Origin of the sequence: Pseudalkalibacillus berkeleyi (assembly GCF_021608225.1) — a bacterium.
In the GTDB taxonomy this organism is placed as follows: domain Bacteria; phylum Bacillota; class Bacilli; order Bacillales; family Fictibacillaceae; genus Pseudalkalibacillus; species Pseudalkalibacillus berkeleyi.
The window spans coordinates 1,760,280-1,786,665 of sequence record NZ_JAKIJS010000001.1; the positions used below are offsets into that span (position 1 = coordinate 1,760,280).

General features: G+C 38.5%; 26 protein-coding genes and 7 tRNA genes. 7 read left to right on the forward strand and 26 right to left on the reverse strand.

Translation table 11 applies throughout. From position 1 onward, the window contains the following. Positions 1-55: 55 nt before the first annotated feature. From sodA to L2716_RS09360, 10 genes are all read right to left on the reverse strand, one after another. Positions 56-667: a superoxide dismutase gene (gene sodA / locus L2716_RS09315; protein ID WP_236333938.1), complete on the reverse strand. Its 612-nt coding sequence runs from the start codon at positions 665-667 to the stop codon at positions 56-58. Between the two features lie 407 nt (positions 668-1,074). Further along, positions 1,075-1,150: transfer RNA gene (locus L2716_RS09320), tRNA-Phe, on the reverse strand. Between the two features lie 97 nt (positions 1,151-1,247). Continuing rightward, positions 1,248-1,324 (reverse strand) — tRNA-Met (locus tag L2716_RS09325). Between the two features lie 212 nt (positions 1,325-1,536). Then, positions 1,537-1,629 (reverse strand) — tRNA-Ser (locus L2716_RS09330). 17 nt (positions 1,630-1,646) lie between these two features. Then, positions 1,647-1,723 (reverse strand) — tRNA-Ile (locus L2716_RS09335). Between the two features lie 30 nt (positions 1,724-1,753). Then, positions 1,754-1,829: transfer RNA gene (locus tag L2716_RS09340), tRNA-His, on the reverse strand. A gap of 24 nt (positions 1,830-1,853) precedes the next feature. Continuing rightward, positions 1,854-1,930 (reverse strand) — tRNA-Met (locus L2716_RS09345). Between the two features lies 1 nt (position 1,931). Continuing rightward, positions 1,932-2,006 (reverse strand) — tRNA-Asn (locus tag L2716_RS09350). A gap of 133 nt (positions 2,007-2,139) precedes the next feature. Beyond that, the gene (locus L2716_RS09355) at positions 2,140-2,622 is read right to left on the reverse strand and encodes a DUF456 domain-containing protein (RefSeq protein WP_236333940.1); all 483 of its coding nucleotides are present in this window, start codon (positions 2,620-2,622) and stop codon (positions 2,140-2,142) included. 1 nt (position 2,623) lies between these two features. Beyond that, positions 2,624-4,255 (reverse strand): Na/Pi cotransporter family protein, encoded by a 1,632-nt coding sequence (locus L2716_RS09360; RefSeq protein ID WP_236333942.1) that lies wholly within the window; start codon positions 4,253-4,255, stop codon positions 2,624-2,626. 211 nt (positions 4,256-4,466) lie between these two features. Here L2716_RS09360 and L2716_RS09365 point away from each other — a divergent pair, with 211 nt between their 5' ends. Further along, positions 4,467-5,249, forward strand: coding sequence for a DUF1189 domain-containing protein (locus L2716_RS09365; RefSeq protein ID WP_236333944.1), 783 nt, complete (start codon positions 4,467-4,469; stop codon positions 5,247-5,249). A 115-nt stretch (positions 5,250-5,364) separates the two neighbouring features. Here the strand turns inward: L2716_RS09365 and L2716_RS09370 are convergent, their stop codons facing one another. Then, the gene (locus L2716_RS09370; protein ID WP_236333946.1) at positions 5,365-6,231 is read right to left on the reverse strand and encodes a DUF1002 domain-containing protein; all 867 of its coding nucleotides are present in this window, start codon (positions 6,229-6,231) and stop codon (positions 5,365-5,367) included. A 182-nt stretch (positions 6,232-6,413) separates the two neighbouring features. Between L2716_RS09370 and L2716_RS09375 the strand changes: the two genes are divergently transcribed. Next, a complete protein-coding gene (locus L2716_RS09375; protein ID WP_236333949.1) occupies positions 6,414-6,734 on the forward strand; it encodes a LysM peptidoglycan-binding domain-containing protein in 321 nt (106 codons plus the stop codon). A 323-nt stretch (positions 6,735-7,057) separates the two neighbouring features. Beyond that, positions 7,058-8,173, forward strand: coding sequence for a flavodoxin-dependent (E)-4-hydroxy-3-methylbut-2-enyl-diphosphate synthase (gene ispG, locus L2716_RS09380; protein WP_236333950.1), 1,116 nt, complete (start codon positions 7,058-7,060; stop codon positions 8,171-8,173). An 86-nt stretch (positions 8,174-8,259) separates the two neighbouring features. Here ispG and L2716_RS09385 read toward each other — a convergent pair whose 3' ends face one another. The 7 genes from L2716_RS09385 to L2716_RS09415 form a co-directional block, all read right to left on the reverse strand. Then, positions 8,260-8,625, reverse strand: coding sequence for a DUF4190 domain-containing protein (locus tag L2716_RS09385; RefSeq protein WP_236333952.1), 366 nt, complete (start codon positions 8,623-8,625; stop codon positions 8,260-8,262). 200 nt (positions 8,626-8,825) lie between these two features. Continuing rightward, positions 8,826-9,038 carry a DUF1540 domain-containing protein gene (locus tag L2716_RS09390; RefSeq protein WP_236333954.1) on the reverse strand — a complete coding sequence of 71 codons (213 nt, stop codon included), beginning with the start codon at positions 9,036-9,038 and terminating at the stop codon, positions 8,826-8,828. 79 nt (positions 9,039-9,117) lie between these two features. Continuing rightward, complete coding sequence (locus L2716_RS09395) at positions 9,118-9,522, reverse strand: Fur family transcriptional regulator (RefSeq protein ID WP_236333955.1); 405 nt, start codon at positions 9,520-9,522, stop codon at positions 9,118-9,120. Beyond that, positions 9,519-10,376 carry a metal ABC transporter permease gene (locus L2716_RS09400; protein ID WP_236333957.1) on the reverse strand — a complete coding sequence of 286 codons (858 nt, stop codon included), beginning with the start codon at positions 10,374-10,376 and terminating at the stop codon, positions 9,519-9,521. Before L2716_RS09400 ends, L2716_RS09395 begins: the two co-directional genes overlap by 4 nt. A gap of 12 nt (positions 10,377-10,388) precedes the next feature. Then, on the reverse strand, positions 10,389-11,150 hold the full coding sequence (locus L2716_RS09405) for a metal ABC transporter ATP-binding protein (RefSeq protein WP_236333959.1): 762 nt from the start codon (positions 11,148-11,150) through the stop codon (positions 10,389-10,391). Positions 11,151-11,299: 149 nt separating this feature from the next. After that, positions 11,300-12,022 (reverse strand): lytic transglycosylase domain-containing protein, encoded by a 723-nt coding sequence (locus tag L2716_RS09410; RefSeq protein ID WP_236333961.1) that lies wholly within the window; start codon positions 12,020-12,022, stop codon positions 11,300-11,302. A 114-nt stretch (positions 12,023-12,136) separates the two neighbouring features. Further along, positions 12,137-13,006, reverse strand: a complete 870-nt coding sequence (locus L2716_RS09415; RefSeq protein ID WP_236333964.1) for a YitT family protein — start codon at positions 13,004-13,006, stop codon at positions 12,137-12,139. A 145-nt stretch (positions 13,007-13,151) separates the two neighbouring features. On the opposite strand from L2716_RS09415, the gene L2716_RS09420 reads away from it, so the two are divergent. After that, positions 13,152-14,426: an NCS2 family permease gene (locus L2716_RS09420; protein ID WP_236333966.1), complete on the forward strand. Its 1,275-nt coding sequence runs from the start codon at positions 13,152-13,154 to the stop codon at positions 14,424-14,426. A 41-nt stretch (positions 14,427-14,467) separates the two neighbouring features. Here the strand turns inward: L2716_RS09420 and L2716_RS09425 are convergent, their stop codons facing one another. Next, positions 14,468-15,889, reverse strand: a complete 1,422-nt coding sequence (locus L2716_RS09425; RefSeq protein ID WP_236333968.1) for an ATP-binding protein — start codon at positions 15,887-15,889, stop codon at positions 14,468-14,470. Between the two features lie 204 nt (positions 15,890-16,093). Here L2716_RS09425 and L2716_RS09430 point away from each other — a divergent pair, with 204 nt between their 5' ends. Continuing rightward, positions 16,094-16,351 (forward strand): DUF2624 family protein, encoded by a 258-nt coding sequence (locus L2716_RS09430; protein ID WP_236333970.1) that lies wholly within the window; start codon positions 16,094-16,096, stop codon positions 16,349-16,351. A 142-nt stretch (positions 16,352-16,493) separates the two neighbouring features. On the opposite strand, the gene L2716_RS09435 is transcribed toward L2716_RS09430, so the two are convergent. Together L2716_RS09435 and L2716_RS09440 are read right to left on the reverse strand one after the other, a co-directional pair. Next, complete coding sequence (locus L2716_RS09435) at positions 16,494-17,387, reverse strand: deoxyribonuclease IV (protein WP_236333971.1); 894 nt, start codon at positions 17,385-17,387, stop codon at positions 16,494-16,496. A gap of 18 nt (positions 17,388-17,405) precedes the next feature. Then, the gene (locus L2716_RS09440; protein ID WP_236333973.1) at positions 17,406-18,692 is read right to left on the reverse strand and encodes a DEAD/DEAH box helicase; all 1,287 of its coding nucleotides are present in this window, start codon (positions 18,690-18,692) and stop codon (positions 17,406-17,408) included. 250 nt (positions 18,693-18,942) lie between these two features. On the opposite strand from L2716_RS09440, the gene L2716_RS09445 reads away from it, so the two are divergent. Together L2716_RS09445 and L2716_RS09450 are read left to right on the forward strand one after the other, a co-directional pair. Next, the gene (locus tag L2716_RS09445; RefSeq protein ID WP_236333975.1) at positions 18,943-19,551 is read left to right on the forward strand and encodes a YqfQ family protein; all 609 of its coding nucleotides are present in this window, start codon (positions 18,943-18,945) and stop codon (positions 19,549-19,551) included. Positions 19,552-19,631: 80 nt separating this feature from the next. Beyond that, entirely contained in the window at positions 19,632-20,579 is a 948-nt protein-coding gene (locus tag L2716_RS09450; RefSeq protein ID WP_236333977.1) for a 4-hydroxy-3-methylbut-2-enyl diphosphate reductase, read from the forward strand. 275 nt (positions 20,580-20,854) lie between these two features. Here the strand turns inward: L2716_RS09450 and L2716_RS09455 are convergent, their stop codons facing one another. The 5 genes from L2716_RS09455 to L2716_RS09475 all read right to left on the reverse strand — a co-directional run bounded on the left by L2716_RS09455 (position 20,855) and on the right by L2716_RS09475 (position 26,306). Beyond that, the gene (locus tag L2716_RS09455) at positions 20,855-21,979 is read right to left on the reverse strand and encodes a Nif3-like dinuclear metal center hexameric protein (RefSeq protein WP_329610110.1); all 1,125 of its coding nucleotides are present in this window, start codon (positions 21,977-21,979) and stop codon (positions 20,855-20,857) included. Next, positions 21,976-22,668 carry a tRNA (adenine(22)-N(1))-methyltransferase gene (locus tag L2716_RS09460; protein ID WP_236333979.1) on the reverse strand — a complete coding sequence of 231 codons (693 nt, stop codon included), beginning with the start codon at positions 22,666-22,668 and terminating at the stop codon, positions 21,976-21,978. The genes L2716_RS09455 and L2716_RS09460 overlap by 4 nt, the downstream gene beginning before the upstream one ends. Positions 22,669-22,855: 187 nt before the next feature. Then, positions 22,856-23,224 (reverse strand): cytochrome c550, encoded by a 369-nt coding sequence (gene cccA / locus L2716_RS09465; RefSeq protein WP_236333981.1) that lies wholly within the window; start codon positions 23,222-23,224, stop codon positions 22,856-22,858. A 208-nt stretch (positions 23,225-23,432) separates the two neighbouring features. After that, positions 23,433-25,070 (reverse strand): AMP-binding protein, encoded by a 1,638-nt coding sequence (locus L2716_RS09470; RefSeq protein ID WP_236333982.1) that lies wholly within the window; start codon positions 25,068-25,070, stop codon positions 23,433-23,435. A gap of 96 nt (positions 25,071-25,166) precedes the next feature. After that, complete coding sequence (locus L2716_RS09475) at positions 25,167-26,306, reverse strand: acyl-CoA dehydrogenase (RefSeq protein WP_236333984.1); 1,140 nt, start codon at positions 26,304-26,306, stop codon at positions 25,167-25,169. Between the last annotated feature and the right edge of the window lie 80 nt (positions 26,307-26,386).

The following is a 26,386-nucleotide window of genomic DNA, read 5'->3' on the forward strand; positions in this document are numbered from 1 at the left end:
CTGTTTACAAAAAAAAGAACCACGGGATGAATACCCGTGGTTCCTTAAAATAAAATTATTTAGCTTCGTTATAACGCTTTTCAACTTCATCCCAGTTAACCACATTCCAGAATGCTGAAATGTAATCAGGACGACGGTTTTGATAGTTCAGGTAATAAGCGTGCTCCCAAACGTCAAGTCCAAGGATAGGTGTTTTACCTTCCATTAACGGAGTGTCTTGGTTTGGCGTACTTGTAATTTCAAGTTCACCATTGTTCACAACTAGCCAAGCCCAACCAGAGCCAAATCGACCAGCTGCTGCTGCAGCGAAGTCTTCTTTAAATTGGTCATAGCTACCAAACTTAGAGTTGATTTTGTCAGCTAATTCACCTGTAGGAGCTCCTCCACCATTCGGGCTAAGTACTTGCCAGAACAATGTGTGATTGGCATGTCCTCCACCATTGTTACGGACAGCTGTGCGAATGTTCTCAGGTACAGCATCTAAATTGCTTACTAACGCTTCGATGCTTTTATCTTGTAAATCCGCGTGCCCTTCAAGTGCACCATTAAGCTTTGTTACATATGCATTATGATGCTTACCGTGGTGGATTTTCATCGTTTCTTCGTCAATGTGTGGTTCAAGTGCGTTGAACTCATACGGAAGTGCAGGTAGTTCGTGTTTTGCCAATTAAATCTCCTCCTTATAAAGGTATGTAATACAAAAGCACGATTTATGTGCCTCTAAGATTAACAATATCAAATTTACCCGACTGATTCAATTTTTAAACACTGAAAGATGATCCTGCAGGAGTGATATAGATGAGAATTTATTCAAAAATAGAGAATGCACGGATTAGCGTCTTTTCATAACTTATTTGGAGGATTTTCGCTCGATATGTTGGGATTAGCCCTTTTTCACAACTTATTTGGAGGATTTTCGCTCGACTCGATATGTTGGGATTAACCCTTTTTCACAACTTATTGGGAGGATTTTCGCTCGATATGTGGTGGGAATCTAATTTCTTGTTAAAAGATATACTGATTGTAAGAAATTTAGGCAAATAAAAAAACCTCTTATATCAAAGAAGTTTATAATGGTGGCTCGAGACGGAATCGAACCGCCGACACGAGGATTTTCAGTCCTCTGCTCTACCGACTGAGCTATCGAGCCAAATTATGTAATTTAACGTTGTAAGTTTTACCCCTTCGGGTACTCCATATGTTCATTGAGCAAGATGTCATTTCGACGTAGTGCAATGAACTAAAATTGGTTGCGGGGATAGGATTTGAACCTATGACCTTCGGGTTATGAGCCCGACGAGCTACCAGACTGCTCCACCCCGCGCCGATATAAATGTTTACGGATGATGTTCACCCAATGATGGGATGATTGTACTGCATGTTCCTCGTCCAGATTTCAGAATGAGTACCAAGTAGCAGCTCAATCTGTACGCTGATGTTTATGCTACGTAGCTTATTCCTACGTGCTTCACCCCGCGTCGATAATACTATTCTAGATTGCTTCTCTCAATAGTTTGAGAAAGGCTTAAATGAAAATGGAGGAGGTAGAGGGATTCGAACCCCCGCGGGCGGTTAAGCCCCTGGCGGTTTTCAAGACCGCTCCCTTCAGCCAGACTTGGGTATACCTCCGTGCTAAATTGGTTTAGTGGTGGACCCTGTAGGACTCGAACCTACGACCAATCGGTTATGAGCCGACTGCTCTGACCAACTGAGCTAAGGGTCCAAAACGATATGTAGTTTTCTGTAATTTTAATGGGGCGGCTGATGGGAATTGAACCCACGAATGCCGGAATCACAATCCGGTGCGTTAACCACTTCGCCACAACCGCCATGACTAGTTATTAAAATTAAGATGGTAGCGGCGGAGGGGATCGAACCCCCGACCTCACGGGTATGAACCGTACGCTCTAGCCAGCTGAGCTACACCGCCATGGCTCCACAGGCAGGACTCGAACCTGCGACCGATCGGTTAACAGCCGATAGCTCTACCACTGAGCTACTGTGGAATAATATAATTTTAACGACAAGAATTAGAATAACACTTTAATTATGTATTGTCAATCTGTTTTTTCAAAACCGAAAATGTAAAAACAGGGACAAGAAATAATATATCATGTTCTGTCCCTGCTTGCAATAATCTTATAAAACTTTTATTAAGAAATATATAACCATACCTGCTTGGATGATCAACTTAACGGTTGTTCCACCAATAAAGCCTAACAATGAGCCGATACCAACTCTAACTGCTTGCTTAAAATCGCCTTTTTGATGTAAGAGTTCACCTACAATCGCACCTACAAATGGTCCAATCAATATACCGATCACCGGAATTATGAATGGTCCAATTAAAAGCCCAATTGTACTACCCCATATTGCATATTTGCTTCCGCCTCTTTTTTTGACACCATAAAAATTGCTCGCATAGTCAGTTACATAAAGAAGGATGACGAGTATGCCTTGAATGACCCAAAACACCCAGGTCAGTGGTCCGAAATCAAACATCCATCCATAGACGAAATAGCCTGCAATTAAAAAAATAGAGGAGGGAATGATCGGATAGATCAATCCCACAAATGCTAACACAAACAAGGTCGAAATTATGACCCAAGCTAATACAGTCATTCTACTCTTCTTCTCCTAACACGTACTCGGCAATATTAGTTGCATGGTCACCAATACGTTCTAGGTTACTAATAATATCAACAAATACGATACCAGAAGCTCCTGTACACTTACCTTCATTCAAGCGAAGGATGTGTTGCTTACGAAGCGTTCTTTCCATTTTGTCGATCTTGTTTTCCATATCTACAACTTTTCTTGCTTTCTCTTTATCATTTTCGTCCATTGCGTGGAATGCTTCATCAATCGTTGACATTGTAAGTTCAAACATTTCATTAAGATCTTTCAATGCAGTCTCAGACAAGTCCACTTTATGCGTCATTTGATAATCAACCAGTTCTACAATGTTCTCCATATGATCACCAATTCGCTCGATGTCACGTACAGAATCCATTAAGATTGAGTGTTGTTCTGAATCTTGAGCTGAAAGTGTATAAGAAGACAATTGAACTAAATAATCCGTAATCCTTTGGTCAAGATTATTGATGGCTTCTTCATACTGAGCAGCTTTTTCAGCGTTCTTTTTCGACTTCGTATCAAGATAAGTAAAGGTTTCATGTAATCCTTTCTTAGCGTAATCTGCCATCCGCAGGACTTCAAGTTTAGCTTGTCCGAGCGCTACTGCAGGCGAGCGTTCTAAGAAAATAGGATCTAAGTGTTTTGCTTTATATTCAATTTCTACATCATCACCTGGGACTAACTTCGTAACGATATAAGCTAATAATCCGATGAACGGAAATTGTATGGCTGTGTTAGCAAAGTTAAATGAACCATGTGCAAATGCAATTTGCATTTTATTGTTCAAGTCTAATGCTTCAGCCAAATATTCTACGTACGATGTAAATGGAACGAGCAGTAATAAGAATATGGCTGTACCTAACAAGTTGAAAATGACATGGGTTAGTGCTGCTCTTCTCGCAGCTACACTAGCACCAATTGCTGCTAATACGGCAGTAATCGTAGTTCCGATATTGTCACCAAACAGTACAGGTAATGCTGCACCTAGAGTGACGGTTCCTTGAGAATACAGTTCCTGTAGGATTCCGATTGTCGCACTTGAACTCTGGACAATAACTGTAAATAGAGTTCCTACAACTACACCTAATATTGGATTATTTGACATATCAATCGTCAGTTGCTGGAAGGCTTCAAGAGAACGTAATGGCTTCATTCCAGAACCCATTAAATCCAATCCATAGAATAGTGCACCGAATCCAAAGAACACTTGTCCAATGTATTTAATTTTCTTGGAGTTAAAGAAAAATAGTAGCAATGCACCAACAGCTAGAATTGGTAAGGCGTATTCTTTAATTTCAATCCCGATAATGAAGGCTGTTACAGTTGTACCAATATTGGCCCCCATAATGACTCCGATTGCTTGTCGGAGGGTCATAAACCCTGCGTTCACAAGTCCAACAGTTAACACGGTCGTTCCAGAACTTGATTGAATCAAGATTGTAACAATAATACCTGCAAGTACACCCATGAACGGGTTTGATGTAAAACGATCTAGAATTTCCCTTAATCGATCACCCGCTGAGTTCTGAAGACCATCTCCCATGTATTTAATACCAAATAGGAAGATACCAAGTCCACCAATGAATTCAAATATCATCTTTTGAATGTCTAAATCCAAATCATTCAACCCCTACGCTTAATTTTCGACATAATTTGCCCCATTCATTATTACCAACTTCATTAGGTTTGTAAAGACTTTTAACGTGATTTAATTTTTTTGTAATTAATTCATAGACCGATTATTTCCTCTCAATATCGATGCAACTTTTAGGTTGTCCGTATCGTAGAGTAAAGATACAATGAATCTAGAGTATTTAAGGGGGAAAATCATGAATATATTTAAGCAATTCACTGTAAGTTTCTACTCACCAAAAGACATGGCAGCCTTTCGTTTTCAGAAAATCGGTAAAACAATCGGCTATGTATTTATTATGATGTTGTTCGCGTTCATCTTCTTAGGAACGAATATGGGACTAATGATCTCTGGCTTTGTAAATAACTTTGAAACAGTAATCAATGATGAGCTACCTGCTTTTGAATTCAAAGATAAACAGATCACCTCTGATATTGATAAACCAATAATTTATGAAGACAAAGAACAAACATTTATATTTGATACGACTGGTCAGGTTACACGTGATGATCTTGACAAATATTCAGATGTGGTTGCAATCTTTCAGGATGAAACCTATATCATCACGAACTCATCTGTTGAAAAGTTAGATTACACAATGATGGGTGATATGAACTTTAATAAGGAAGACATAACAAACCTACTTGATGGAGCTAAGAGTTTGTTACCACTGATTATCAGTGTGGCAATTATTGCAGCCTATATATTCATGACTGCTCTTAAGTTCATCGGAATTACAGTTCTTGCACTTATAGGTTTAATCGTAAAAAATGTGATGAAAAGAAAGAATATACCTTACCGTCAACTCTGGATTATGTCTGCATATGCAGTAACCCTTCCGACCATTCTATTTGCGATTTTAGAGTCGCTCGGTATTATGTTTCCAGGACAACTCTTTATTTACTGGGCCGTTGCGGTCTTCATACTTTCAAGAATTGTAAAACATGTACCTGTTCCTAGAGTACCCGAGGACAAATAACCTAAACCACAAAATGAAATAAAAAGAGGGCTGACTATGCATGATCAACATGGCAGGTCAGCCCTCTTTCTTTTGATTCTTCGGTGATTGTATTCTTTTCTAAAGTAGTGTGTGTTTATTTAAACAGATTTTTTAATGCTTCAATTAAAGAAATAAAGAAGTCAAGAATGTTTCTGATTACGCTTTTCGTTTCCTCTTTATTCAGAAACTCACTAAGATTGTTTCTAACGTTTTCTAGATTACTTTTCACTTGATCCCAATCAATGTTCATATCTTTCATCTTATTAAATAATGACACAAGTCCATTCAATTCTTCTTCCGTTAAATTGATACCAACTTCTTCGGCGACTCTTTTAATAAGTGCTCTTAAGTCTTCTTCAGTTTCAACAGGATTATCGGCTAGTTCTTGTTTGATTTTGGTCATCAATTCAGTAGCTTTGTCCGCACCTACTCGATCACCTAACTTAACCGTCTTCACCATTTCTTCGTTGGCAACTTGCTTTTTCTCTTCTGGTATCTTTATATCTGCTTTAACTTCATAGGCCTTAAGAATACCTGTTAATGCTGCAGTACCTGAAACTTCAAATGGAGCTGTTACATAAATGTCTGCATCAGTAACGCCTGCTGTAGTAAGAGCGTTCGCATACATTTCTTCTGTTACCCAGTTGATATTATTCGTTTCAACATTAAGTCCAGAGTCCTTCTCACCAATTGTGATCTTTGTAGAAGAAATGGCTTTAGAACCAATCTGAGCCTTTGAAATATATTCTCCAAGATATTGATGCTCTTCCTCATTCGTTACTGTGATGGTTTCAACATCCGCTGATACATCCATCTCTTTAAGCAAATCTTGCTTTTGTTGCTCAGTCAGGTCCTCTCCTAAAGTTACGATGTTGTCTCCTGGGGCAGCATCTGCTAATGCGACGCCCGGTATGATGAATACTGCTAAGAGTGCTAATACTAACCATTTTTTTATTTTCATAATTGTATTCTCCTTTAAGTAAGAATTCCTTATATCATACGTGTGTTCATAGATTTTCTGTAGGTCCTACCTTTATTTTACAAGCTATTTAGCCATATGACCAATATTTTCTATTATCTCGCATGAACAGTAGTGGACAAGCATATGTATGAGGTAAGTCGTAATATGCGGAGGCGAAGTTTATGAAGAAGTTTAGCATTGCGTTTCTGGCATTTCTTTTGTTCTACAGTGTTTACTTTGATTTGAAGATTGGAACTTTACCTGCAAAAAACGATGCGATTCCAGTCAATGCCGCTTATTCTGGAGAAATAAATGTACCAGCTTATAAAGAAGTCGTCGTTCAACCTGGTGATACAATGCTTACTATAATGGAAAGGGTCCATAATGGTTCCCTTCCTGTTTCAATAGATACGGCAGTGAAAAATTTTGAAGAATTGAACCCCGGAACATCAGCTCATGCAATCAAAGCTAATCAATCCTATCGCTTCCCTTTATTTCAATAGCTCTGTTAGAGAATACTGTTGATTTCTATTAGTAAAAGTGGATGAAGCATAATTCACGAGACTCCTCGAAAATGAAATTCGCATTTTCTCCGTGCGATATAACGCTGCCTAAGCGTTCCTTGTCCTGCAGGACTAGCGAACCAGGCGAGACCCAACAACTACCTTTTGAAAATGGTTCTAAATCGAGTGAATGTCTAAGAAATCAACAATAACATTTAACAAAGCCGTTTCAATAAATACATTTCCTTGCCAAAACCTTCAAATCATTGCTAAAATGAAGTCGTTAAAGAAGGAATTATACGTCCTTAAAGGAGCGATAATATATGAGTGAAATAACTCACCGTACGAAAACAAGACCCGTCAAAGTCGGTAACTTAACGATTGGCGGAAACAATGAAGTCGTAGTACAAAGTATGACAACAACAAAAACACATGATGTAGAAGCAACTGTCGCAGAAATTTTACGATTAGAAGAAGCAGGCTGTCAGATTGTCCGAGTCGCATGTCCAGCGATGGAAGATGCTGAAGCCATTGCAGAAATTAAAAAGCGTATTAACATCCCTCTTGTAGTTGATATTCATTTCGATTATAAGATGGCTCTAAAGGCAATCGAAGGCGGAGCAGATAAGATTAGAATTAACCCAGGTAACATTGGACGAAAAGAAAAAGTGGAAGCTGTTGTAAAAGCAGCTAAAGAAAAAGGCATTCCAATTCGAATTGGAGTCAATGCTGGATCTCTTGAAAAGAAGTTTCTAGAGAAATATGGATACCCAACAGCTGATGGAATGGTAGAAAGTGCGTTAAGCCATATCAAAATCCTTGAGGATTTAGATTTCCATGACATTATCGTTTCCATGAAAGCCTCTGATGTCAACTTAGCTGTTGAAGCATATGAAAAAGCATCTAAAGCCTTCGACTATCCTTTGCATTTAGGTATTACGGAGTCAGGAACCCTCTTTGCTGGAACAGTTAAAAGTGCAGCTGGACTAGGGATTATTCTTCACAAAGGGATCGGAAATACTGTCCGAATTTCATTAAGTGCAGATCCTGTTGAAGAAGTTAAGGTTGCAAGAGAATTACTAAAGACATTTGGTTTAGCATCGAATGCTGCAACACTCATTTCATGCCCTACATGTGGCCGAATTGAAATTGACCTCATTTCTATTGCGAACGAAGTCGAAGAATATATTTCAAATATTAAAGCGCCTTTAAAAGTTGCTGTACTTGGATGTGCGGTAAACGGTCCTGGTGAAGCGCGTGAAGCAGATATCGGTATTGCAGGTGCCCGCGGGGAAGGATTACTCTTCCGCCACGGAGAAATCATTAGAAAAATACCAGAGGATATCATGGTCGAGGAGCTCAAGAAGGAAGTCGACAAACTCGCTGAAGAATATCATGCAAAGAAAGCAAAAGAAGCAGAAGAAGCTGAAAAAGTTTAATTCATCAAAGCTGGCCTCAGGGTCAGCTTTTTTTGTGGCTTTTTGCATCAAAAAAAAAGAAGGCAGCTTCAACTGCCTTCTAAATGTTAGAAGAATGGGACAAAGATTAGACTGACGACAATAGATGCTATTCCTAGCCCAATTGCCCAGTTTCCTGTTGTGCTTGCTCCTCGTCTTCTTGCAAAAAATCCAACGATGATCCCAGCGGCCCCTAACAATACAGGAAGGAAGAACAGTGATAGGACTGAAAGTGCAAGCGCGAAATACCCTACACCTCTACCCTCGTTCTGTTCATCTGAACCTTCTTCAAAATCACGGTCGCGATTCGTATTGTTTTCGTATCCGCGTTCTTGCTCTGGAAGAGGGAGTACCTCTGCAGCAGTTTCTTCCATAAAATCATTGTCGTACTCTCGGTGAGTTCTTTCTTCACGATCGTATCGATTATTTTCCATCAGGATCCCTCTCTTTCTTTAGAAAAGTTAAGGAGCCTTCTTATTATTCGCTATGGATACGCCGTTCATAATGACAATGATTACTAAACCTGTCTATTGCAATGCGGTAAAATTTACATCGCATAAGATTTTCAGATGTCTTTGCTCATCAAACTGAATATCGAAAAAAGGATGATATCTAATATCATCCTTTTAAGAAATTAATGTTTTGAACGAAAGGTGTGACAGCATGTTTCAGCATTATGTCTGGCTTGATCCTTATGCAAAGCATCTTCGATCAAGTTACCAGAGGCAGACATATCATAATCTTCGTTTGCATGTTGGTCAACTTCAACTAATATCGAGTCAGCTTGACAGTTGTTCCCTTCGCCCCAATAAACACAGTTGGCTACATTACATTTTACTGTTGGCATAAGATCTCCTCCTTATCGGTTAGAGTGCCTCTTTCACCAACTTTTCATGAATGTATTGTATTGGCATTTAAATATATGGTCAATGACATTCCTTGCAGTACCCGTAAATTTCAAACTTATGATCTGTAATCTGAAAATCATCTGATTCGATGTCGTTCATGGGACACGCCTTCACAGCACTTGTCTTGCCACAGGTAAGACATATCATATGGTGATGATGTCCTGGCATCATACAAGAATATCGAAATCTTTTCTCACCATCCAGTTCAGTCTCCTCAAGTATTCCGAGTTCTGTAAATACAGATAAGTTTCTATAAATTGTATCGAAGCTAAGCCCTGAGAATGTTGGTTTTAAATACTCCAACACTTCCCTTGCCGTTAAGTAACGACGTTCGCTGGCAAATAGCTCCAAAAACAATTCTCGCTTACGAGTATATTTGTACCCATGATCCTTTAAGATTTTAAGTGCTTCAGAAACATTCATTTCTTTCCCTCCACAGAACGAAATGCATATCTATATTTTTTCCAAATGATCACAAGTAATAAAATAAGTGCAGCGAATAGTACAATTGTTCCTCCTGGTGCTAAATCAAAATAATAGGCTGTGAAAAGACCAGCAATGACCGATGCTTCTCCAAACAAAATCGATATAAAAATCGTTTGTTTAAACCCTTTTGCAATCCGAATGCTTGCAGCAACAGGCAATGTGATTAAAGAAGATACGAGTAAGATCCCAACGATACGCATGGACGCCGCAATAACGAGTGCAACCATAACCATAAATAAGAACTGTATAGACTTTGATCGGATTCCCGCAACCTGAGCTTGATCCTCATCAAATGAGAGCAGAAACAGTTCTTTATAAAACAATATGATTGCTGTTGTTACCACAATTAATATACCTAAGACCATCCACACGTCCGAAGCATCAACTGCAATGATACTTCCAAATAAATAATTGAATAAATCAGTGTTAAATCCATTTGCTAATGAAATAAATATGACACTTAATCCAATCCCGACTGACAAAATGATAGGGATTGCCAGTTCTTGATAATGTTTGTACTCTCTTCTAAGTCGCTCAATAAGTACAGATCCCGTAACCGAAAAAGCCATCCCAAGATAGACCGGATTCAGCATTTTAAAAGCAGGGACTTGTTTGCTGACAAGTAAGCTTGCGGCTATGCCTGCTAATGTGATGTGGGAAAGCGCGTCTGCTATTAACGCCTGCCTTCTTACTACAATAAAAACACCAAGTAAAGGTGCAAGAAATCCAATCATCAAGCCGACAAATGTTGCGTTACGAATAAAGTCATATTGTATAAAGTCCTCAATCATAATAAACTCCTCTTAATCATGGTGATGATGATCCATTGCATGCACAGGGTGACCATAAAAAGCTGACAAGTCTCTGTTGTCCATTCTTTCATATTCAGTCGTGTTTCCGTGAAAGTGCAATTTCTTGTTCAAGCAAGCGACGTGGGTAACCAAGTTTGTAACTGGACCCATGTCATGCGTGACGAGCAATAAAGTGATTCCATATTGTTGATTTAATCGTTTCAACAATTCATAAAAGTCCTCAACAGAAGAAGCATCTACTCCTACGGTTGGTTCATCAAGAATTAATAATTTAGGATCACTAACGAGTGCTCTTGCAATAAAAGCCCTTTGTTGCTGCCCACCAGACAACTCTCCAATATTCTGCTTTGCATACTCTTCTAGCCCGACGGTCTTAAGCGCTTCCCTCACACGTTTTTTATGTGCTTTGTTCATGAAATTGAACATGCCAATTTTACCGAATAACCCCATCGATACGACTTCAAATACAGTAGCAGGAAATCCAGTATTGAAGCTATTCGCTTTCTGGGAGACATATCCGATTTTGTTCCAGGCTTTAAATTTCCGTAAATTCACACCAAATAATTCGACCTGTCCTGTTTGTAAAGGATTAAGACCAAGTAATATTTTAATTAATGTAGATTTACCTGATCCATTTGGACCTAGTAATGCTAGGAATGATCCTTCAGGCACTTCTAAATTTATATGTTCTAACACGTTCCGATCTTGGTAACTAAATGATACATCTTTAATGGATACGACAGATGATTTCATCGTGATCCCCTTTCATTAATCTACCTTACATAGGAATGATTACGATTTACTTTCACTAGTATATCCTACTCAATAATTTTGTAAAGTAAATTGAATTAAAAAAAACTGACCACAATACCTTTTTGTGGTCAGTACATTACCGGTAGCTTTTACTTATCACCTACGGCAATTAATTCTTGCTTTTCTGCTTTTTGTTGAATCTCTTTAGCATACCAGCTTTCTGCATGGCCTTCTTTTTGAATATATTTCTCAAGTCCATACATTCCTCTATGATATGCGGTTAAAGCTTTATCCCAATCATCATATTTGGCATGAAGATAATCCAAATATACAATGGATAACTGAATCGCATAATATGGGTTAAATAACTGCTCTTTGCTTTCATATTCCATGCCTGCCATCTCTGCGATCCATGGTGCAGTATTTTCCATAAATTGAGCCATTCCATATGCTCGTCCATATTTCGTCTTCGGTCCTACTAAGGTTGGATCAAATTTGTTACCCGTTTCAACACGTAGTAGTTCATATACAATATAAGGGTCTACATCATTTCTTAACGATTCTGTTACTAGAAATTGTCCCCACTCTTCTTTAAACCTTCCGTCACTGTGCTTGTGAAATTGTTTAGCAAGCTTCTGCGCTTCTTTTCTGACGACAAAACCGCTGGCTTGAGGCTTTTTACTTTGGCGTTCTTTTTTATAAAACGAGACCATTTGTTGATAGTCCTTTTCTGACTCCAAAAGTAAAGTTTGTTCCTTCTTCTTCTCAAGCTTTTGCTTCAAAGTATGATTTTGTAAAAACGTATATGATAATGCCATGATTAATGACATAAAAGCACCAAAGAGAATGTATAAATGCTTTTTGTTTCGCAATGAAAACACCCCATTCACTTTTAGGTAGTTTGACACACGCCCTTCATCATAGATGAATGAGGTGAGCAAATCAAGTAAATGGGGTTAAGTAGCCATTATTTTACAGTTCCTCCATTAATGAATCTGTGATTTGAATTTCGCGCCTTTCGTTTCTTGGGTATTCATAATTGTAATGAATGCATTTTTATCGATATCATGAACAATGTTTTTAAGTTTGGTTACTTCCAGCCTGGTGATTACAGCATAAATGACTTCTTTCTGAGCATCGGTATAACCACCTTTACCCATTAACTTAGTTGTACCACGTCCAAGCCTGTCTAGAATTGCACCAGATATTTCTTCATAGTGATCAGACACGATTAAAACGGCTTTCGTTTCATCTAGTCCTTGAATAACCGTATCAATCGTTTTAAAGGCTATGTAATATGTAAGGATTGAATACATGGCTCTTTCTGGACCAAAAACAAATCCTGCCCAAGCAAATACAAATATATTCAAAAACATCACAATTTCCCCGATAGAAAATGGAATCTTTTTCGAGATTAGAATTCCGAAAATTTCTGTACCGTCTAGCGAACCCCCGTGTCGTATGACAAGACCTACCCCGACACCGAGAACTAAACCTCCAAATACGGTCGCTAAAATCAATTCATTTGTAAATGGCTCTAAGCCATGAAGGAGAGGCTCAAATATAGCTAAACTCAATATACCGACGAGAGAAGAAACAACAAATGTCTTTCCGATCTGCTTGTACCCTGAAAACATGAACGGCAAATTTAAAAGGATTACCAACACAGAAAAGCTGAGTGGAGAAAGATAATCCAGTATCAAGGAAACCCCGATAATGCCTCCATCAATAATTTTGTTCGGTATGAGAAATAGTTCAATCGAAACCGCTGCTAAACCAGCTCCAAGAATGATCATGACCAATCGGTAGATCAGATGTCCAATACTTTCTCTTTTATGTTGTTTTGGTTGTACCATAGGTCACTCCTCGAAAATGTATTTGTATAGTTATTATATCATGCACACTTGAAAGTCATGAAAAAATCGCTATAATTAACAATCGTGGTATATAAAATTATGCCATGGGTGGGAGAGGGTTATTTATTAGAAAGAAAGGTTTTTGATGAAACAATTTATTGAAAATTGGTTTCGACTTTCCGTACATGGTACTTCAATTAAGCAGGAGCTAGTTGCTGGTATTACTTCTTTCTTCACAATTAGTTATATTATTATTGTCAATCCGCTCATTTTAGCGGATGCAGGTATTCCTTATTACGGAGCTCTTATGGCGACGATTCTAGTCAGCATCATTTCGTGTCTCTTTATAGGAATATACGCTAATGCCCCGATCATTCTTTCCCCAGGGATGGGCGTTAATGCGTTTTTCACTTATACAATTGTGCAAGGAATGGGATTAACGTGGCAAGAAGGCCTAGGCGCAGTCGTTATGGCAGGTATTCTTTTTTGTATTGCTGCCTTTACACCTATCAAGTCACTTTTATCAAAGTCAGTTCCAGACTCCTTAAAGCATGGAATCACGGTTGGTATTGGTTTATTCCTTGCCTTCATCGGTCTACAAAAAGCTGGAATCGTTGAAAAGAGCCCAGATACATTTGTTAAATTAGGAGACTTAAGCGAACCATCCACTTTACTCGCATTACTAGGTTTCATAATTTGTCTAACCTTCTTTGTGAAGAAAATTAAGGGTGGGTTCATCCTATCTGTACTTTTGATTTCAGTGCTTGCGTATTTCTTGGACTTGACGCCACAAGCTCAACCAATGAAGGGAAATACATCACTTCTCATTTTTGAAGCAGATTTGACTAGCTGGATCACGATGGATTTCTGGATTGCATCGTTTTCACTTGCACTGATCCTTATTGTAGAGAATATGGGTTTACTGCACGGAATGCTCCCAAATGAAGACAAATTCGATCGTTCGTTCCAGTCTAGCGCTTTTTCAAGTGTGCTTTCCGGTATGTTTGGCACAAGTCCAACTATATCGACTGCTGAAAGTGCATCAGGAATAGCTGAAGGTGGTCGAACTGGACTTACAGCAATTGTTGCTGGATTACTGTTCATTCTATCAATCTTCGCAATCCCTGTACTCTCAGGAATTCCGGATGCTGCAATTGCACCAGTACTTATTGTAATTGGTGGCGTTATGATGCAGTCCATACAGTATATTCAATTAGACGATTTTACTGAAAGCTTTCCAGCTTTCATGATTATCGCATTGATTCCATTAACTTATAGTATTGTTGATGGTTTGGCTTTTGGATTTATTGTGTACCCCATAATTAAAATGGCAATTGGACAATTCAAACAAGTGCCGAAAACAATGTATGTCATGGCATCCTTATTCATATTAAATTTCGTGTTCCACTTTTATATGTAAATAGAAAAGCCTAAAAACATGCTTACAAGAACAGCTGAGATTCAGCTGTTCTTTTTATTGATTAAGGGTAAAGTGAATTTTATTGAAGTACCTTGGCCTAATTTACTTCTAATACAGAATTCTCCACCATGATCCTCAATGATCTTCTTACATAAAGCAATTCCAATGCCGTTTCCTTTTTCTTTCGTAGTGAAAAAAGGTTTACCAATTTGTTCGAGAATCGTCTCATTCATTCCTGGCCCTTGGTCTCTAAATATGACTTCGTAACAGGTTGAAGTCACAGACCCTGAAAGTTTGATAAAACGATTATTTTCTATGTTATGATACGCCTCAACGGAATTCCTTAATAAATTCAGAACGACCTGCTTAACCATAGATTCGTTCATCATACTGTAGAAATTACATTCTTCAACGTCATGTTCAAAATACACATTATGTAATAAGCATTCAGACTGTATGATATGGACCAATGATTTCACAATTAAATCGGGTCTCTCCTTCTGTTTGTGCATCTTTCTCCGTGATACAGATAAGAAATCCTCAATGATCTCATTCATCCTCGCTAATTCAGATAGTACCGTGTCATAATATTTACTGAAATCTTTCGTTACTGAAGACAATTGAATAAACCCTTGTATGACCGACAAAGGATTACGCAATTCATGAGCAACCCCAGCAGCTAAATGCGATACTGATTCCATCTGCTTTTTATATAACAATAAGTTCTCAAATCGTTGTTGGTGGGATCGATCGTACAACACAAAACGAATACTCTCATCAGACTCAAAGTACATGCCTTTTACCTGATAAAGAATATCATCTTCATAATAAAATCGTTCATTCACAATTTTTGTTGAGCGGATTTCTATTGTCATCTGTTGTATTTGAGATAACAATGGGTGGAGAGCATTCAAATGGAGAAGATTTTGACCAATTAATTGATTTACTGATTCTAATTCGAAAAATAATTTCATCCGTTCATTACAGCAATCAATTTCATTTGTCGAGGTAACCGTTAAAATGCCAATCTCTAGTTCTCGAAACATAAATTTTCGAAATTCATGTTCTTTCTCGTATTTCTGTTTATAGTCAAGCGATTTAATCTTTGTGCAATTTTGTACAGCGTTCTGTTGAACTTTACCTAAGAGTACTAATTCATCATTTAATAACTTTCCACGATATTCTACTGTAATCCAACCGCTTCTGGATGGGTGCGTAAGGGTTCGAATGGCTGAGCCTTCAATCGACAGCTCTTCTAAAAAAGAATAAGCTTTAGGTTGGTCCTCTTTCAAACATAGATCATAGAAATTTACTGAACCTTCAATCATTATTTTCGATTGAGCAACTTTATTAGATTCTATAACGGACCCATTTGACTTCACAAGTAAATAAAGGTCATCTGTAAGGTCATTCATTATATGTTGAAAGGCTGCAAATGTATTGTCGGATTGACAGTATTGCATAGTATGCACCCCTATACTTGACATAGTATTTTAATTATACTAAATAATCCTTCCAATACCTAGTGCAAGAACCAATAAATCCCTAGACATATCTCGTCAAAATACTACAAATGTAAAAGTTTTTCTCCCAAAGATTGTACCTAAACCATACAAGCACAGAATCAAACGCCTCTTCATAAATTATGCAAGAGGAGGGAACAAGACATGAATCCTTTTCTACAACAGATGATCAACCATAAGCTGAATACGCTATCAGCAGAAGAATTGATTGCCCTAGGATCACAATACAATATTCAATTAACCGATGCGCAAGCTGCTCAAATCATTCGAATACTTAGACAAGAGAAAATTGATGTTTCAGATGTTAAGCAAAGAGATCGTATTATAAAAAGAATTGAAGCTGTTACTAGCCCTCAAGTTGCACAAACGATCCAAGTCATGTTCCAATCGATCTCAAGATAATGAATGCTTAACAAAAAACGGAGCTGTCTTGAAAGTTTGGTTCATTAAACTTTCTGACAGCACTATTTTTTAGAATTACTATTTCAAATAAAAACAAGACCAAGTAATTGTGCAGTTCGCACACTTCTTGGTCTTGTATGATTTAAGCTTGCATAATTTTTTCGAGTACATTCTCATCAAATTCTTTTTGCTTTAACATTTCAATCTCAAATTTGTATGGAGGTTTTCTATCTTTCTTATCCTCACCTACATATGGGGTTTCGAGAATCTTAGGGATTTCCTTTAACTGTGGATGATGGATAACATAGTTTAAAGTTTTAAATCCAATCTTTCCAAAACCAATATTCTCATGCCGGTCTTTAGCAGCGCCTCTTTCATTTTTACTATCATTGATGTGTAATACTTTAAGGCGATCTAAACCGACGATCTTATCAAATTCATTTAACACGCCGTCAAAATCGTTTACTAAATCATAACCAGCATCATGTGTATGACAAGTATCAAAACAAACGGATAATTTATCATTGTGCTTGACCCCATCAATAATTGCAGCTAATTCTTCGAAAGTTCTACCACATTCAGAACCTTTACCAGCCATAGTTTCTAGTGCAATTTGAACATTTTGATCCGCTGTTAGCACTTCATTTAATCCTTCAATGATCTTTTTGATTCCTGCTTCTGCACCAGCTCCAACATGTGCGCCTGGATGTAATACGATTTGCTTTGCACCAATTGCGTCTGTTCGTTGTATTTCAGATGTCAGAAAATCCACTCCGAGTTGAAATGTCGCTGGCTTCGTCGTATTGCCAATATTGATGATATACGGAGCATGAACAACGATTTCCTCAATACCGTTTTCTTTCATATGAGCCATTCCATTCTCGATATTAAGTTCTTCAATCGCTTTTCGACGAGTGTTTTGTGGCGCACCGGTATAGACCATAAATGTTGTTGCACCATATGAGGCAGCTTCCTCACTTGCGCCTAGCAACATTTTTTTGCCACTCATTGATACGTGAGATCCTAGTTTCAACATCCTTTTTCCCCCTGAAATCTATTTCTTTTTTCTTCTGTTGAATTTATTTTCTTGTTTTTGTTTAAATTGGAACTTCTTCTTATAGCCTGGTTTAACTTTCTTCGGTTTAGGTGTTGAGAAGCTTGTTGTATCTTTTTCAGCCTTCTTCTTTGGTTTAGGACGTTGAACATTCACCTGTACCCACTCGTCACCCTTCAATTCCTGGTGGTTAAAAGTTATGCCCTTCTTTTGAAGCTTCTCTAACTTGTCCATTTCGTCTCTTTCATATAAAACTGCAGCAATACCGCTCATACCTGCACGACCAGTTCTTCCCGAACGATGGATATAGTAATCTAAATCGGTAGGAATTTGATAATGAATAACATGACTGATTCCTTTTACATCGATCCCTCGAGCTGCGAGGTCAGTTGCTACGAGATATTGACATTCTGCGTTTGCGACACGTTTCATTACACTTTTTCTCGTTCTCGGCGGGAGATCACCGTGTAATTTATCGACATTCAAGCCTTCAGCCATCATTTTATCTGCTAATTCATCGGCATCTTTTTTAGTATTAGCGAAAATAATCGCTAAGTAAGGGTTATATTTTTTTGCAACTTCAATCGTCAGTTGAATTCTATCTCGACTTTTTAAAGGAATAGCAAAATGTTCGATTTCACCTGGTGCAATTTCCTCAGGTTTTACGTGTACATGTTTAGGATTGTTCATATATTTACGTAAAAAAGGTTCGAGATTTTCTGGAATTGTAGCCGAGAAAACCATCATCTGTAACTGATGCGCCATTCTAGATGCGATTTGATCGACATCCTCAATGAATCCCATATCTAGCATTTGGTCTGCTTCATCAACAACAAGCATGCTTGCACTGAAAATCGAAATACCTTCTTGCACGACTAAATCTTTAATTCTTCCTGGCGTTCCAATAATGATATGTGGTTCATTCTTCAATTGATCAACCATTCTTTTACGATCTGTTCCACCAACTACAGTCTTCACGACGATATTAGATTCTTCTACTAGCTTTTGCGCTTCGTCATATACTTGCCTTGCTAGTTCACGTGTTGGTGCTGTAATGACTGCTTGTACCTTTTTGACATCCGGATTAATCTTTTCAAGTATAGGCAGAAGAAAAGCTAACGTCTTACCAGATCCGGTTTGAGATTGACCAATAACGTCATTTCCTTTAATAATACTTGGAATTAACCGCTCTTGAATATCTGTTGGCCGATCAAACGCCTGTCTTCTTATCGCTTCAAATAAAAACGGTTTTAGTTGAAACCGTTGTTCAAATACATTCTTATCCATTTTATATCACCTTCATTTTTGATTCCCAATTTGAATCTATGTCCAAAAGGGCGAGGTATCTGAAACACCTGCTCTTTCGAACAACCTCTTTAAGTATTATAGAGGAAATTACGTAATTTCGCTATCCATTTGGGGATATACCCATTCTTTACATGGATGGACACCAAATATTGCAATTTCGCATATCTTGTTTATCAGAATAACCACTTTTGTATAAAGTTATTGAGAGTATATTGAAAGGAGCATCTTTATGTACCGTATGCCTCCCGGTTTCGGTCCCCAAAGTATGGGACCCATTTCGCAATTCGGTCAAATGATGCCTTTTAGAGGGGGATTTCCCGCTGCTCGTTCAGCAGGTTTTTTGAGTCGATTTCTTTCACCAAATCCCGGTGCTGGTGGAGGACTCAACCTCATAGGTATGGTTGAAAATGTGCAAAAAGTCATGAAAATGGCGGATACTGTAAGACCGATGATTCAACAATATGGACCCATGATCAAAAACTTCCCATCCATGTTGCAACTACTAAAAGAATATCAAAACTATTCTTCAGATTCTAGTTCTGACGAAGAATCTGAAACAGAAACTCAACCAGAGCAAAAAAAATCATCAACGACAAGCGGGAAGAAAAGCTCTTCCAGTGGAACGACCACTTCTGGTAAGAAAACATCTACATCTGGAAAGAAGAAGTCCACGGCCGGTAAGAAGACATCGAAGGCCTCTTCTGGAAGTCAAAAATCTTCTACTAGTGGAAAAACCATGATAAAGAAAACGACGATGAAAAAGAATGTTCCGAAAGTAAAGCAAATCAGCTCTGGTCCAAGTGATCAACGCAACTCTGTACCTAAACTTTACATCTAACCTATGATTTATTTGTCAATTGGATAGGTCCTCCTTTATAATAATGCTATGAGCGCATGAATAAAGGAGGACCTTTCTATATGAAGGTAATGAAGGTTTCACCGCGCGGTTATTGTTATGGCGTTGTCGACGCGATGGTGATCGCGAGGCAAGCTGCAAGTAATCCAGATGTACCTAGACCAATCTACATTCTCGGTATGATTGTTCATAATAAACATGTTACAGATGCATTTGAAGAAGAAGGCATTATTACACTTGATGGACCTAACCGTTTAGAGATTTTAAAGCAAGTAAATGAAGGTACCGTAATTTTCACTGCACATGGTGTCTCTCCTGAAGTTAGAAGAGTTGCTAAAGAAAAAGGGCTTCACACAATCGATGCAACGTGCCCTGACGTCACAGTGACTCATGATTTGATTTTGGAGAAGAAAGAACAAGGCTACCATGTTGCCTATATTGGAAAAAAAGGTCATCCCGAGCCAGAAGGCGCAATTGGGATTGCACCAGATATCGTTCATCTTATCGAGACTGAAGAGGACGTTTCGAATTTAGATATCCAAGCTGATCATATACTGATTACAAACCAGACGACGATGAGTCAATGGGATGTGCAGCATTTAATTACAAAAATTCAAGAAAAGTATCCACAAGCAGAAGTCCATGAAGAAATTTGCAAAGCAACACAAGTACGACAGGAAGCTGTTGCCGTGCAAGCTGTTGATGCTGACTTACTACTAGTGGTAGGAGATCCAAGGAGTAATAACTCTAATCGACTCGCTCAAGTTTCATGGGAGATTGCAGGTACACCCTCTCACCGAATCGCTGATGTATCTGAAATACAGCTTGAATGGTTGGAAGGCATTGAAACAGTAGCTGTTACCGCGGGTGCGTCTACACCTACACCGATTACGAAAGAAGTCGTACTGTTCCTTGACCAATATGACCCGAACGATGAGTCAACATGGAAGAGAGAACGTAAGGTGAAATTGAATAAGATATTGCCTAAAGTTAAAATGGCAAAGAAATAAGCACGATGCAGGGACAGTTCTTCTCGTTTCAGAAGACCTGTCCTTTTTTATGTGATTTCTCGTGCTTTTCTAGATAATTTCGTTTTTTTCTAGATAATTTTCTGTTTTTCTAGATAAATCCTAATTTTTCTAGATAATGACCTCCGATTACATGTACATACCATAAAAACATCGCATTTCACCTTTCATTCACACAGAAAAACGGCGTTTCACAGCTCAATACACCTAAACATAACAAAACGGGCCTCTTTTTTAGAGTGCCCGTCTCTTATATCTTACAAAAATGTAAATGGGTCCGTTTCAGCCTTCGAAAGGTACACCTCTGTATCCGAGTTTTTTGATTTAAGCCAATCAGACAAAATGGATCCGACCCCATCAATCATAACCTTTTCAATGTTATGACCTGCATCAATAATCGCCATACCTTCCATCCATGCTTCATGCGCAAAGTGATACTTTATGTCACCACTAATATAGACATCTGCACCTTTAAACATAGCATTACTGATAAAGTCGTTTCCTTCACCACCTGAAACAGCGATTTTCTCAACTTTCTTATCCAGATCTCCGACGACTCTTAATCCTTGCAGATTGAATGTTTCTTTAAGTTGTTTAGCAAGTTCTCCTACAGTTACATCGTCTTTTGGCTTTCCTATTCGTCCAATTCCAAATGTTTTGCCCTTGTTATCAAGCTTAAGAATATCATACGCTACTTCTTCATATGGATGAGATTTCTGCATGGCTGACATCACATCTTTTTCAATGCTCATAGGAAATATCGTTTCAATTTTCACTTCGTTCACGTACTCCATTGTTCCCTGTTCACCGATATGAGGATTCGTCCCTTCATTAGGTAAAAATGTACCCGTTCCAGGTGTATTGAATGAACAATGACTATAGTTTCCGATAAAACCAGCACCTGCATCACCAAGTGCATTTCTAACTGTATCGGCATGTGTCTCCGGAACAAATACGACAAGCTTTTTCAATTGATCTTCGACTCGATTCACAAGCACTTCCGTATTTGTCATTCCTATTTTATCAGCTAATAAATCATTCACCCCCCCCACTGCAACATCGAGGTTAGTGTGCGCAGCGTACAACGTAATATCATGTTTCAACAATTTTTGAATCGTCCTGCCGTAAGACGTATCAGGATTAATTTTCTTTAACGGTTTAAAGATTAAAGGATGATGAGCAAAGATTAAATCAACACCCTCTCGAATCGCTTCGTCTATTACAGGTTCAATGACATCTAACGTTACCATAATTTTTTTGATGCGTTTTTGTAATGAACCCACTTGTAGTCCTATCGGATCCCAATCTTCAGCCATCCACTTAGGCGCTAATTGATCAATTCGCTGAATGACTTCCTGTACATGAACAAATTTGTTACTCACTTTAACGCCTCCGATACAATTTGAATTTTCTTTAAAACATCCCTTTTCCTATCAATAATTTCCTCGGAAGGATTCGCTTGTTCAAGCTGATTAACGATTCGCTTCCAATTCATTTGCTCCCTCTCCCATTTCTTTATGAATGTTTCATTCTTTTCACGCATGAGAAATGGGCCAAGCAAGCGTTCTGCATCGCTTAATGGGTTAGTTGTTTCAGTCCGTTCCGCAACAAGTATCTCATAAATCTTCTCATCTTCTTCTAAAATTGATTCTGTTATGAGTGCCCATCCGTTTGCTTCTAACCACTCTCGGATAAACTTCGCCCCCATATTGGGTTGCAAGATGAGACGGTGTACCTCTTCTAATCTTGCTTTTCCACGATTTAGAATATTACTGATTAGTTGACCACCCATACCCGCAATGACAACCACATTGACTTCATTTGGAGATACGACCTCTAGCCCATCCCCCAACCTTACTTCGATTTGATTTTCTAACCGAAGTGCTTTCACTTGTGATAAGGCTGAATCAAATGGTCCTTGATTTACTTCACCCGCAATAGCGGACTTAATTAGTCCATTTTGGACAGCATAGCAAGGAAGGTAGGCATGATCAGATCCTATATCTGCTATTACTGATTCAATCGGTATGTATGTTGTTACTTTCTTTAATCGTTCTGACAGTACTATCATCGTTTCGCTCACCTATTCTATTGGTCTCTTGAAATCTAGTCCTTACTATAGCTTTTTTCACGCCTTCATTCAACTGTTTGCGAATGACCGTAAAATGTTTAAGCATCCTCATTGAAAGAATTGCCCTCATATATAAAAAGGGCTCAACTACGTTATATAACGTCAGTCAGCCCTTCTTATTATCTGTTTAGTGCTCTTTCTTCTTTTCTTTACCTTCTTCTCCGCCGCCAACTAAGAATTCAGCAACTTTTTGTGCTTCTTCTGCACTTAATCCTTGGGCTGGCATTTGTCCTTTACCATTTTGGACAATATCAACAATCTCATCTGGTTTAAACTTTGAACCAGCATCTGTTAAAGCTGGACCAACGTTACCTTCTAGGTTTTGCCCGTGACAAGATGTACAGCTTTGTTGAACGATCTCCTCACCTGACTTCGTTTCGCCTCCGCCAGATGCTTTTTCTTTCGCTTCGTTAACGCCTACTGCAGACATAACTAGCATAATGGCAATACCGACAACAGCAGTAATGGCGAATGGAATCAATGGATTTCTTTTCATCTCTAATCCTCCTTCTGATGCAGGTTATTCTCTGTTATTGTTTCCTACCTATGTAATAGTAAACAAGCCATTTACTATTTTACTTGAAAATCGATAGGAAGGAAAGTCTTAAACGATAGAGATGGTTCGATTGTCATGAATTGGACACGATTAACCGCCAGGACTGCTTATTTTCAAACAATAATAAATGATATAGGTAACTAAATAATCAAACGACCTTATTCTCCTCTGACCATTTTACCGCCAGTTCACGTAACTTATATTTTTGAATTTTTCCGGAGGCTGTCATAGGGTACTCATCGACGATGAAAATATATTCTGGTATTTTGTGATGAGCGATTTTCCCTTCACAAAAAGAACGAATCTCCTCTGTCGTCAAGGAATCTCCTTCTCTTACTTGTACACAAGCTGCGACTTTTTCACCATATTTTTCATCCGGCACTCCAATTACTTGCACGTCTAAAATAGAAGGATTCGTATAAAGGAATTCCTCAATTTCACGAGGATATACGTTTTCTCCTCCTCTAATGATCATATCTTTTAATCTCCCAGTAATTTTCACATAGCCTTCTTCATCCATTGTTGCTAAATCACCGGTATGCAACCAACCCTCAGAATCGATCGCTTTCGATGTTGCTTCTGGCATATTATAATAACCCTTCATAACGAGATATCCCCTCGTACAAAGTTCCCCCTGCACTCCAGCTTCAACTTCATCATTTGTGACTGGATCTACAATTTTCACTTCAGCAATTGGATGCTTCTTACCAACTGTCTCAACTCTACGTTCAAGTGGATCATCCGTTCTAGTCTGTGTGATAACTGGAGAGGATTCCGTCTGGCCATAAGCAATTGTAATTTCATCCATCCCCATTAAGTTGATCACTTTTTTCATGACTTCTATCGGACAAGGCGATCCAGCCATAATCCCTGTTCTTAATGTGGATAGATCGTAGTCATCGAAAGATTCGTGATTTAATTCTGAGATAAACATTGTCGGCACACCATGGAGGCCGGTACACTGCTCTTTCTCAACAGTCCAAAGTACAAGCTCCGGGTCGAACTGCACAATAGGTACCATTGTCGCACCAACAGACACAGCCGCCATTGTACCTAGCACACAACCAAAGCAATGGAAGAATGGGACAGGAATACACAATCGATCCTCTTCAGATAGGTTCATTGCATTCGCTACCTGAAAAGCATTATTAACGATGTTATAGTGCGTTAACATAACACCTTTCGGAAAACCTGTCGTACCACTCGTATACTGCATGTTAATAACATCATGCACGTCCAATTTGCTTTCTCTAATACTCAACTCCTCGTCTGATATATTTTCTCCAAGTGTAAGAAAGTGTTCCCATTCCAAGAAACCATCCGCTGATCCTTCTTCCATGAATACGAGCTGCTTTAAGTTTGGCAATATATCTGATTCTACTTTACCATCACTCTTCGTTTCTCCTATGATTGAGCGGACGATTTCAACATATGAACTATCTCTAAATCGATCCATCATAAACAATGTTGTCGTATCTGATTGTTTTAATAAATATTCTAGCTCACTCTGTTGGTAGTTCGTATTTACCGTCACAAGTACTGCTCCCATTCTTGCTGAGCCAAACTGTAACAATAACCATTCAAACCGGTTTGTGGACCAAGCGGCGATATGATCCCCTTTTTGAACGCCCATAGCCATTAAAGATTTAGCGACTTGTCCTGTTAAATTGTAAAATGATTCATATGTATGGCGAATGCCTTCCTTGCTGTACACAACTGCTTCTTGGCTAGGAATCTTTTCTGACTTCTCCTTCAAAAGTTGACCAATTGTTTGCGTTAAATACATGACAGCACCTCCGGATTTTAAACAATCTAAATTATCTGACTTCTATAGTTATTGAATAAGGGATTGAACATTCAATCCCTTATTTCGTCTATTCATTTAGCAACCAATTTCTCTTGCGATAACCATTCTTTGTACTTCCGAAGTACCTTCTCCGATTTCTAAAAGGCGACCATCACGATAGAATCTTTCAACGTGATAATCTTTCATGTAACCATAACCTCCATGAATTTGGATCGCTTCTGTACATACTTCCATACAGATCTCAGATGCATAAAGTTTAGCCATAGAAGCTTCTTTCGCAAATTTTCTACCTTGGTCTTTTAACCATGCTGCCTTATATACTTGTGTTCTTGCTAATTCAATTTTCATAGCCATATCTGCAAGCTTGAATTGTGTTGCTTGGAATTTAGATAGTGACTGTCCGAATTGTTTTCTCTCTTGTGCGTAAGCTAATGCCTTTTCATAGGCTGCTTGAGCAATACCGACTCCCATTGCTCCAATACCAATTCTTCCGCCGTCTAGCGTCATTAAGAACTGTCTGAAGCCATTACCGCGTTTTCCAAGCATGTTTTCTTCTGGAATACGTACGTCTTCTAAAATGAGTTCTGTAGTATTAGAAGAATTCAAACCAAGCTTTTCATAGTTATCGACGACTTTAAATCCAGGTGAATCAGTGTTTACGATGAAGGCAGTGATTTCTTTCTTACCTCCATCACGGTCAGTTATAGCAGTAAGTGCTAAATTCTTAGCATAGCTTGCATTTGTAATGAAACATTTACTTCCATTAATGACCCACTCATCACCGTCTTTGACAGCTGTTGTTTCAGTTCCACCCGCATCTGAGCCAGCGTTCGGTTCCGTGAGACCAAAAGCACCCATCGACTCACCCGTACAGATTGGCGTTAAATATTTTTGCTTTTGTTCCTCTGTACCGAACATATGTAGAGGTGCTCCACCTAAGGAAATATGTGCAGAATATGTAATACCTGCAGATCCACAAGCTCTACTTAATTCTTCTACCACAATTGCGAAGCTAACTGCATCTGCGCCCCCTCCGCCGTATTCTTCGGGGAATGGCAGTCCCATTAAACCTAATTCTCCTAGCTTTTTATAGATCTCAACTGGAAATCGCTTTTCCTTATCTCGTTGCTCTGCTCCTGGTGCAACTTCCTCATCAGCGAATTCACGAATCATCTTCCAAATCATTTTCTGCTCGTCTGTTAAATCGAAATTCATTTACTCCACTCCTGACTGTTATGTTAAATTTCTCTGTATACGCTTACATCAATTATACGTTTAAATGCAATAATTTTTCA